This window comes from Xanthomonas sp. SHU 199, from assembly GCF_000364665.1.
Classification (GTDB): Bacteria; Pseudomonadota; Gammaproteobacteria; order Xanthomonadales; family Xanthomonadaceae; genus Xanthomonas_A; species Xanthomonas_A sontii.
In genome coordinates, this window is the sequence record NZ_AQOI01000756.1 from 1 (window position 1) to 2,906 (window position 2,906).

Here is a 2,906-nt window from a genome sequence, read left to right on the forward strand (position 1 = left end):
GCCGCGCGCCGCCTGCGCACTCAGTCCAGTGCCGCGCTCAAGGCTCGGCGACGGGCAGTTGGCCAGCCGCGTCCGGCGCCAGCCGCGACGGCGCCGCCGCGCCGCGCTGCACGCCGAGATAGCGCTGCATCAGGTCCTGCACGATCGGGCTCTTGTCGGCCAGGCCTTCGATCGACTTGCCGAGCGAGACCGCCTTGATGAGGTTGTCGAACATGCCGCCGTCGCCGCCGACCAGGTCGATGTCGGCATTGCGCAGGGCGCTGGCGATGACCTCGGCGTTCTCCTTGGACACTTCCTTGCCGGCCTCGATCGACGCCAGCGCCTGCTTGAGGCTGTTGTCGAGCAGCATCCGGAATTCCTCGTGGCCGCGTGCGCTGTCGCTGAGCGCGCCGATCGCCTCGAACTTGCGGGTCAGGCCGTCAGCCTCGGCCAACAGGCGCTTCTCCACCACCACCGCCTCGGCCATGCCGATCGACTCGGCGGCGCTGGCCTTGGCCTTGCCCATCTGCTCTTCGCCCTGCGCCTTGGCCTGCAGCGTCTCGGCCAGCACGCGCGCCTCGTTGCTGCCCTGCTTGAGGCTGGCATCGGCCTTGGCCTCGATCACCCGCGCCTCGGCGATACCGACCTTCTCGATCGCCAGCGCCGAGGCTTCCTTGACCTGCGCGTCGGCCAGACCGGGCGCGGCCTTCTCGGCGCGGATGCCGTCGGCGAGCAGCTTCTTGGCTTCGGCCTGCTTGCCGGCGGCCTCGTGTTCGGCCTGCGCCAGGGTGGTCAGTTCGACCGCGCGGTGCTTGGCCGCGGTCTCGCGCGCCTGCGCGTCCTTGACCTGGCGCACCAGCAGTTCCTGCGCCTTGGCCTCCGCTTCCAGGATCGTGACCTGCTTGAGCCGGTCGGCCTCGGCGACCTGGCGCACTTCCTTGATCCGCTCCTCTTCCTGCGCCACGGTCTTGTCGATGGCGATGCGCTCGCGGGTGATGTTGGCCACGTCCATCTTGCCGTTCTCGACCACCTTGTCGCGCTCCACGCCCTGCAGCTGCACCTCGCGATCGGTGGTGACCTGCTCCAGCTGGCGCGCGCGCGCGACCCGCTCGACCTCGATGGCCACCGCGCGCTGGCGGTTCTGTTCGGCCACCTCGACCTCGCGCAGGCGGTTCTGCTCGCGGATGTCGATCAGCTGCTGCGCCTCGATGCGCGCGTTCTCCGCCAACTGGCGCTGCTCCTCCTGCACCTTCAGCGTCTCGGCCTGCTCGCGCGCGCGGATCGTGTCGACCTCGCGCTTCTGCCGCGCCTCGGCCTCGGCCTGCTGCCGCTCCAGCGCCAGCATCGCCTCGCGCGCCTCCACGTTCTTCTTGGTGATCGCCAGCTTCGCGTTCTGCTCCAGCTCGTTGGTGACCACGTTCTGGGTGCCGGTGAGCTCGGTGATCTTGCGGATGCCCTCGGCGTCGAGGATGTTGTGCGGATCCAGCAGCGCCTTGGGCGTCTGCTCCAGGTAGTCGATCGCCACGTCCTCGAGCACGTAGCCGTTGAGGTCGTTGCCGATCACCGCGATGATCTCGTCGCGGAACTCCTGGCGCTTCTCGAACAGCTCGGTGAACTCGAACTTCTTGCCCACCGTCTTGAGCGCCTCGGAGAACTTGGCGTTGAACAGTTCGTCGACCGCGTCCTTGTCCGAGGCGCGGTCGGCGCCGATCGCCTTGGCCACGCGCAGCACGTCGGCCTGGGTCTCGTTGACCCGCAGGTAGAACGCCACGGCGATGTCGGCGCGCATGTTGTCGCGGCAGATCAGCCCTTCCTTGCCGCGGCGGTCGACCTGAAGGGTGATCAGGCTGATCCGCATCAGCTCGGCGCGGTACAGCACCGGCACGATCAACGCGCCGGTGAAGTGCACCTTGGGCGTGGCGCTCATGTCGTTGACGATCAGCGCTACGCCCTGATCCACCTTGCGGTAGAACGCGCGGAACAGGCCGGCCAGCCCCAGCAGCAGCACCAGCAGGATGCCGACGCCGATCAGAAACGGCGCCATCGTCGCAAAACTCATCGGTGGATCTCCTTATCGCCCGCAATCAGGCTGTGTGGAAACGGCAAACCCGGCAGATCCTGCTCGCGGGCGATCAGATAGTGGTTGTGCGCCTGCACGTAGTCGACCAGCACCACGCGCTCGCCGCGCGGATAGACCTGGCCGGCCTGGGCACGCACCTGCAGGACCAGGCCGGCGCCGCCATCGTCGACGGCGGCGTAGCCGGAGTCCGCGTCGGCACGCGGCGAGGCGACGACGCCGACCTTGCCGAGCAACGACGTCTGCGCCACCGGCCGCAGCCGCAGCAACAGCCGGCGCAGCGGCCGCAGCATCCAGGAAGTCAGCGGCAGCGCAGGCAGCAGGGCCAACAGCGCCACGCCGCTGCCGATGCCCCAGCGCAGGCCGGCCGGCAGGGACTGCAGCAGGAAAAGATGGACGAAATAGGTGCCGAGCCAGCCCCAGAACGAGAGCAGCGCCACCACCAGCATCACCGGCGCACCGCCCAGGCCCAGCCGCGCGAAGACGGCGGACACGCCGTGCAGGCCATGGTCGGCGCCGTCGACATGCAGATGCCCGTCGGGCGCGGCATGGTCGCCGATGCCGAAGGCGGCCAGCGCCCAGTAGAGCGCGGAAAATGCCAACAGGATGCTGTACGGCAACGTCGGAAATCCCAGTGCGACGTTCAGGAACTCGGCCATCCCCTCATCCTTGCTGTGCCGTGACGGCGCGTCCCATCATGGGCACGCGTCATCCCGCCGGCCTGCGCGCACGGCGCGCGGCGGACCGCCGGCAGGTTCTAGAGCCGGATGATACGTGAAAGTCGCGGCGGTTGGCCCGCGGCGCGGGCCGAAGCGGCGGCACCTGCGGCGGCCGGCGCCGGCCCGGACCA

Annotated in this window: 2 protein-coding genes; both read right to left on the bottom strand. The window is 69.3% G+C overall.

All coding sequences use genetic code 11. From position 1 onward, the window contains the following. Window positions 1-37: 37 nt before the first annotated feature. Complete coding sequence (locus tag D183_RS0120950) at window positions 38-2,038, bottom strand: flotillin family protein (protein WP_026143208.1); 2,001 nt, start codon at window positions 2,036-2,038, stop codon at window positions 38-40. After that, the gene (locus D183_RS0120955) at window positions 2,035-2,715 is read right to left on the bottom strand and encodes a DUF1449 family protein (protein WP_017910723.1); all 681 of its coding nucleotides are present in this window, start codon (window positions 2,713-2,715) and stop codon (window positions 2,035-2,037) included. The genes D183_RS0120950 and D183_RS0120955 overlap by 4 nt, the downstream gene beginning before the upstream one ends. Window positions 2,716-2,906: the final 191 nt, after the last annotated feature.

What these genes read in the sequence shown, in the direction of transcription:
- D183_RS0120950 (WP_026143208.1), bottom strand. Translation starts at nt 2,038, where the DNA reads ATGAGTTTTGCGACGATGGCGCCGTTTCTGATCGGCGTCGGCATCCTG.
- D183_RS0120955 (WP_017910723.1), bottom strand. Translation starts at nt 2,715, where the DNA reads ATGGCCGAGTTCCTGAACGTCGCACTGGGATTTCCGACGTTGCCGTAC.